Annotated in this window: 4 protein-coding genes; 2 read left to right on the top strand and 2 right to left on the bottom strand. The window is 60.8% G+C overall.

Annotated features, from left to right (window positions below; translation table 11 throughout):
- Positions 1-2,412, bottom strand: a 2,412-nt coding sequence (gene gcvP / locus VIL80_RS01865; RefSeq protein WP_332034462.1) for an aminomethyl-transferring glycine dehydrogenase, incomplete at its 3' end; no start/stop codon positions are given.
- A 608-nt stretch (positions 2,413-3,020) separates the two neighbouring features.
- Here gcvP and VIL80_RS01860 point away from each other — a divergent pair.
- Together VIL80_RS01860 and VIL80_RS01855 are read left to right on the top strand one after the other, a co-directional pair.
- Positions 3,021-4,745 (top strand): diguanylate cyclase domain-containing protein, encoded by a 1,725-nt coding sequence (locus tag VIL80_RS01860; protein WP_332034461.1) that lies wholly within the window; start codon positions 3,021-3,023, stop codon positions 4,743-4,745.
- A 238-nt stretch (positions 4,746-4,983) separates the two neighbouring features.
- The gene (locus VIL80_RS01855) at positions 4,984-5,220 is read left to right on the top strand and encodes a putative signal transducing protein (RefSeq protein WP_332034460.1); all 237 of its coding nucleotides are present in this window, start codon (positions 4,984-4,986) and stop codon (positions 5,218-5,220) included.
- Positions 5,221-5,253: 33 nt separating this feature from the next.
- Here VIL80_RS01855 and argS read toward each other — a convergent pair whose 3' ends face one another.
- A complete protein-coding gene (argS, locus tag VIL80_RS01850; RefSeq protein ID WP_332034459.1) occupies positions 5,254-6,990 on the bottom strand; it encodes an arginine--tRNA ligase in 1,737 nt (578 codons plus the stop codon).
- Positions 6,991-7,203: the final 213 nt, after the last annotated feature.

Here is a 7,203-nt window from a genome sequence, read left to right as displayed (position 1 = left end):
CAGCGGGTAGTGCTCGCTCAGTTTCTTCGCCACGTAGTTGGCGTTCAGGATCGCGGTCTGGGTGGCCAGCTTCATGCCGGTTTTGCCCATCATGCGCACGTACATCCAGCTGATCGGCAGGATGCTCGCGGAGCCCCAGGGTGCTGCGGAGATGGTGCCGTTCACCGGGTTGTTGCCCGGAACCTCGGTCACCGGGTGGCCCGCGAGGTAGGGCTTCAGGTGCTCGCCAACGGCGATCGGGCCCATACCGGGGCCACCGCCACCGTGGGGGATACAGAAGGTCTTGTGCAGGTTCAGGTGGGATACGTCACCGCCGAACTTGCCCGGAGCCGCTACGCCGATCAGGGCGTTCATGTTGGCGCCGTCGATGTACACCTGGCCACCGGCGTTGTGGATAAGTTCGCAGATCTCGCGGATGCCTTCCTCGAACACACCGTGGGTGGACGGGTAGGTGACCATCAGCGCGGCAACGCGATCACCGTGCTCTTCGATCTTCGCTTTCAGGTCGGCGATGTCCACGTTGCCCTTGTTGTCACAGGCAACCACCACCACCTTGAAGTTGACCATCATCGCGGTGGCAGGATTCGTGCCGTGCGCAGAAGCCGGGATCAGGCAGATGTCGCGCTGGGTCTCGCCCTTGGCTTCCAGGTATTTCTTGATCGCGACCAGACCGGCGTACTCGCCCTGGGAGCCGGCGTTCGGCTGCAGGCTCACGGCGTCGTAACCGGTACATTCCGCCAGCATGGTTTCCAGCTGGCGGAACATTTCGCGGTAGCCCTCGGCCTGGTCGGCGGGGGCGAACGGGTGCAGCTTGCCGAATTCCGGCCAGGTCACCGGGATCATTTCCGCGGTGGCGTTCAGCTTCATGGTGCAGGAGCCGAGCGGAATCATGGAGTGGTTCAGCGCGATGTCCTTGGACTCCAGGGTCTTCAGGTAGCGCAGCATCTCGGTTTCGGAGTGATGCGTGTTGAACACCGGGTGGGTCAGGAAGTCGCTGGTGCGCTGCAGGGCAGCCGGAACGCCGGCAACGCCTTTGGCGGCCAGTTCGCTGTCGATCTTGCCCAGGTCCAGGTTGTGCTCGCCACCGATGAACACCGCCAGCAGCTCGGATACGTCTGCCAGTTTGGAGGTTTCGTTCAGGCTCACACCCAGGGCGTCGCTGCCCACTTTGCGCAGGTTGATCTCGGCGGCGATGGCGCGCTCATAGATTTCAGACTGCTTGTCGCCCACGTTGATGGTCAGGGTGTCGAACCAGCTTTGGTGGGTGAGGCTGAAGCCGGACTGCTGCAGGCCTGCGGCCAGGATATCGGTCAGGCGCTGGATACGCGCGGCGATGGTCTTCAGCCCCTGCGGGCCGTGGTAGATGGCGTAGAACGCGCTCATTACCGCCAGCAGTACCTGGGAGGTACAGATGTTGGAGTTGGCCTTTTCGCGACGGATGTGCTGCTCGCGGGTCTGCATGGCCATACGCAGGGCGCGCTTGCCCTTGCTGTCCACGGAAACACCGATGATACGGCCGGGGGCGGAGCGCTTGTATTCTTCACGGAAGGCGAAGAAACCGGCGTGCGGGCCGCCGTAACCCATGGGGATACCGAAGCGCTGGTTGCAGCCAACCACCACATCTGCGCCCATCTCGCCCGGCGCCTTCAGTGCCACCAGGCTCATCAGGTCCGCGGCCACGGTCACCAGTGCGCCGGCAGCGTGTACCTTGGCGATCAGGTCGGTGAGGTCGCGCAGCACACCGGTGGAGCCCGGGTACTGGAACAGGGCGCCGAACAGGTCTTCCGGCAGTTCGGTTTCCGGGTTGCCAACAACGATGTCGAAACCGAAGTGCTCGGCGCGGGTTTTAACCACGGCGATGGTCTGCGGGTGACAGTCGGCATCCACGAAGAAAGTGTTGGATTTGTTGCGTTTTACCTGGCGCTTACACATCGCCATGGCTTCCGCCGCCGCGGTGCCTTCGTCCAGCATGGAGGCGTTGGCCAGTTCCATGCCGGTGAGGTCCATGATCATCTGCTGGAAGTTCAGCAGGCCTTCCAGGCGGCCCTGGGCGATTTCCGGCTGGTAGGGGGTGTAGGCGGTGTACCAGCCCGGATTTTCCAGCACGTTGCGCAGGATCACGTTGGGGGTGATGGTGTCGTGGTAACCCATACCGATAAAGGTGCGGAAGATCTTGTTGCGGCTTGCGAGATCTTTCAGCTCTGCCAGCGCTTCCTGCTCGTCCACGGCGTCTGCCAGGTCCAGGTCGTCGGACTTGCGGATAGAGGCGGGAACGGTCTTTTCAATCAGTTCTTCCAGGCTGGCGACACCGAGGGTGTCGAGCATGGCCTGGGTCTGCGCGGCATCCGGGCCAATGTGGCGGCGGATGAAGGCATCGTGCTGTTCCAACTGCTTGAGGGAAGGCTGGGTCATGGTGGGTGGATTCCTGTAAACACTAAGTGCTGCCGGCGCGCTGGTGCCGGGGGTTCCCGGCCTGTCCTGAACAGGCGCTGCCGAGGCGCATCCTGATCGGGAAAGTACCGGTAAAAATAGCAAAGTGGGCCGATGGCATTGGCCCGTTTCAATGTTGGTCTGCAGAACTTTAAAACGGAGAGAACCGTGACTGATCGTTTTCAAAAAACGATATCCGGTAATACTGGCGTGGCAGAGTCTGCTTGCCCAATCGTTATTGCTTGCCGGAACCGTGTCCCGGATTCTCCGGGGTCCGGACGGCGCGCATCTTAGCAATCGCAGTGATTACGGGCAATTCGTGCTCAATCAGGTCAAATATATGCTGGGGCAGGGGCGTATTTGTGACATATATCCTGTTTTAGCGCATCTGGCGTTATTTTGTTCTGCTGGTGCCGGAGGCTTCCGGCAGCGCGGCAGAACTGGACCATACTGATTGAATAACAAAATGCTGTTGGGGAAGCGGGCGCGGGCCAAGTATTTGGAGTCGATACTGGGCCTCAGGTCACAAACGGCCGCCGCGAGTACAGCGTCAATCCCAGGGATTCGGGGGCTCATCAACCGTGGTGCCATTGGCCTATATCAACACCTTGCGCTTCAAGGCGAGCCTGTTCTCACTGCTGCTCGTGGTCGCCATGTGCCTGTTTTTTATTCTGCTGGGTAACGGCAGCCTGCAATCCCTGCTGGCGAAAAACCGCGAGCAGCGCCATCTCAATTTCCAGTTTCAGATCACCGGGCTTTTGCAGGAGTCCCGTCAGGAGCTTGCGCGTTTGGCGGAACTGATGGCGCTCAACGCGCGCGGCAGGATTTCCTCACGCGAGGAGTTGCGCAAAAGCCTCGATCGCCAGTGGCCAATCCTGCAGCAGAGCTGGGATCTCCACGCCCTGAAAATCTATGACGCCGACAGCAAACCGTTACTGAACTGGGGGTCGCCCAACAACAACCTGAGTGCCGAGCAGGTGAGCGAGGTTTTGTTGCACGGCCAGCCACTGGAGCTGGTGCGCTGCGAACTGATCTGTGTACAGAGCCTGTCGGTGCCAATGCGCGCCCGCGACGGTGACTACCTGCTGCAAGTGGATCGACCGCTGACGGAGCAGCTGCGGCGCTTCCGGGAAATGACTGGCACCGACATCGGTATCCTGTCAGCCGTGCGCAGCGAGGCCCCGCGGGATGCCGGAGGCAGGTACCTGGCCGGCTGGCGCCGGGAAGTGCTCTCGCTGACCTCCCGCGAGCGGATGCTGCCGCTGCTGAACCGGGTGGCGGCGGAGGTGAAAACCTTGAACGGACTGCAGCGGGCACGGTCGCACGTACTGGCGCAACGCAAGTTCGACGTCCGCACCATGGGTGTGGATGTGGATCCGGCAGGGGCGCAGTTTGTGTTTATCGAGGATGTGTCCGCACAGGTGGAGCACATCGAGGAGTCGGTGCAGTTACTGCTATTGTTCTCGGTGCTCGGGGCGCTGATTTTCTGTGCTGCAGTGGCAGGTAGTTTGTGGCGGCCCATCGTGCGGTTGCGGCGGCTGGCGGACGCGTTGCCACTGCTCACCAACGGGCGCTTCAACGATGCGCGCCAGCTGATTCGACCGGTCCACAAATCCCTGGACCGGTTCGACGAGCTGGACGTGCTGGATAACACCGGCCTCACCGTGTGCGACCAGCTGGAAGATATGAACGACATTGTGAGCCGCAAGACCGCGCAGCTTGAACAGATTGCGATGCATGACAGTCTCACCGGGCTCGACAACCGTTACAGCCTGCTGGAGCAGCTGGAATTTCATCTTGAGCTGGCGCGCCACCAGCCGGAATCCGTGAGCGAGTGCAGTTATCTGTTCTTTATCGACCTGGACGACTTCAAGCAGGTAAACGACACCCTCGGCCACCAGAGCGGCGATGAACTGTTGTGTGTGGTGGCGCGCAGGTTACTGAGCGTGATGCGCTGTGGCGACATCGTGGCGCGACTTGGTGGGGATGAGTTCTGTGTGTTCGTGCGTTCGATTCGCGAGCCCGAGGCCTACCGGATTCTGGCGGAAAAACTGCTCAGCACCGTGGCACAACCGGTAAAAATTAGCGATGAACTGATCACCGTCACCATGAGTGTGGGGGTGGTGGCGGTAGAGGATAAAAACGAAACACTGGAATCCATTCTGCAGAAAGCGGATATGGCCATGTACCACGCCAAGCGCCACGGAAAAAACAAATACCAGCTGTATTCCCCCAGCCTTCCGGGGCTGTCGGTGACGGAGTCCGACGGTGTGGTCCTGCCGCTGGAACTGGTGACGGCCAAGCCGCACCGATAACTTAGCCTGCCTCTACTATCTGGCGCTGTTTTTCTCGCCTTTGCACATTTTTCCCGCCCGACACCGGCGCCTTTTGCCGCGCTGGTCTATCTTTAAATTACACCCGGCTTTTCTCCAGCGGCGAAGTTTGTCGAGCTGCCAGGCGCCGGGTAGGGGTTTACTGAACGAAGAAGTTCTTGAAGTCTGGGCTACAAGCCCGGCGCTGAGAGATTTGGGAGGGGCAACCTGTCGCATCGTTATGGCGAGTAAGATTTTCACCACCAACGACCAGCTGCTTGGCAGCTACCTGCGCAACCTGATGGAATCCGCCGGTTATTCGGTGCTCACCCAGAAAACCCGCATAGAGACTCCGCTGGAGCAGCAGGGAGGATTTGGCAATCTCGATTGGCACTCCGAACTTTGGCTGATCCACGATGCGGATCTCGCCAACGCCCAGCAGTTCCTGCAGCAGGCACTGTCTCGCGACAGCGCCTGATCTAGATCACTAGGAGCTTTTAGCGGAGCAGAATTACATCTGCTCCAGTACTTCGATGCCCAGCAGTCCGAGGCCGGTGGCGAGAGTACGCGCCACCAGGTCGCACAGCTGCAGGCGGCTCTGCTTGTCTTCCTCACTCACCCCTTCTTTCAGCACCGGGCAGGCCTCGTAGAAGCCCATGTAGGCACTGGCCAGTTCGTACAGGTAGGTACACAGCACGTGGGGGAAGGTGTCTTTGGCTACTTGGTCCAGCACTTCACCAAACTGGTTCAGCTTGATGGCGAGGGCGCGCTCGGCGTCGGTACCCAGTTTGATCTCACCGCTCAGCGCTGACGGCTCGACGCCGGCGCGGCGGAAGATGCTGCGCACACGGGTGTAGGCGTACTGCAGGTAGGGTGCGGTATTGCCCTCGAACGCCAGCATCGCGTCCCAGTTGAAGACATAGTCATTGGTGCGGGTTTTACTGAGGTCGGCATATTTCACCGCGCCAATGCCCACCACGCGGCCGATCTCGGCCTGCTGTTCCGCGCTCAGTTCCGGGTTCTTCGCTGCCACCAGCGCAGTGGCGCGCTCCACCGCTTCGTCCAGCAGCTCTGCCAGTTTCACGGTACCGCCGGTGCGGGTTTTGAACGGCTTGCCGTCGTCGCCCATCATGGTGCCGAAGGCGCAATGCTCGAGGGTTTGCTCGTCGGCGATATAGCCGGCCTTGCGGGCCACGGTGAAGGCCTGTTGCAGGTGCAGGGACTGGCGCGCGTCCACCACGTACAGGATGCGGTTTGCCTTCAGCACATTGGCGCGGTAGCGGATCGCGGCCAGGTCAGTGGTGGCGTACAGGTAGCCGCCGCCTTTTTTCTGAATGATAACGACACTGGGGTTACCTTCCTTGTCGGCCATTTCCGGCAGGAAAGCCACAATTGCGCCCTGGTCTTCCACCGCGATACCGCGGTCCATCAGGTCTTTTACCAGTACCGGCAGGTCGTCGTTGTACTGGCTCTCGGCATACACATCGCCGCGCTGCAGGGTGACGCCCAGTTTTGCGTAAATCTCTTCGGCGTGGCTGATGGAAATGTCGATAAAACGCTGCCACAACTTCAGGCAATCGGCGTCGCCGCCCTGCAGTTTCACCACATATTCCCGCGCGCGGTCGGCGAAGCCTTCCTCTTCGTCGAAGCGCACCTTGGCCTCGCGGTAGAACACTTCGAGATCCTTGAGCGCTACTTCTGCGTCCTGGTTTTGCATCTGGTCGGCCAGGTGCGCCAGCAGCATGCCGAACTGGGTACCCCAGTCGCCCATATGGTTCTGGCGGATCACCTTGTGGCCCTGGAACTCCAGCAGGCGCGCCAGCGCGTCGCCGATGATGGTGGTACGCAGGTGGCCCACGTGCATCTCTTTGGCGAGGTTGGGGTGGGAGTAGTCCAGAACCGCGATCTGCGGCTCGGTCACGGCGGCGATATTCAGGCGCTCGTCGGCGCGGGCAGAGGCCAGGGTTTCCGCCAGCCAGGCTTCGCTCAGGTGGATGTTGATAAAGCCGGGGCCGGCGATGTCCACTTTCTCGATCATCGGCTGGTCGCCGAGGCTGTCGACGATCTTTGCCGCCAGCTCGCGCGGATTGCTGCCCACTTTCTTGGCCGCGGCCATGGCGCCATTGGCCTGGTAGTCGCCAAAGCCCGCCTTCTTGGCCGGTGCCACCGCCGGGCTGCACTCAGCGGGGATACCCGCGTCGATCATGGCGGTCTGGAAGATGTCGTTGAGCTGCTGGCGAATATTCATAAGAGAGCGTGATCCGGCTTGGAATACTTGGACAATATAGAAGAAGGCGGGATTTTAATGTGCGCGGGGGGCTTTGCAACCGGCAGCACCCACCCTGACAGGTGGGGCCGCCGAATACAGGTCAGAAGCGCAGTCCGACAGAGAGGCTGCCGAGAGCCGGGGAGGTGTCCTCCATACGGTAGACGGTATAGTCGGCACTGAAGACCCAGTTGC

Origin of the sequence: Microbulbifer sp. (assembly GCF_036563125.1) — a bacterium.
Taxonomy (GTDB): domain Bacteria; phylum Pseudomonadota; class Gammaproteobacteria; order Pseudomonadales; family Cellvibrionaceae; genus Microbulbifer.
The sequence above is the reverse complement of the archived record's forward strand: the minus strand, read 5'-3'. Positions and strand labels throughout refer to the sequence as shown.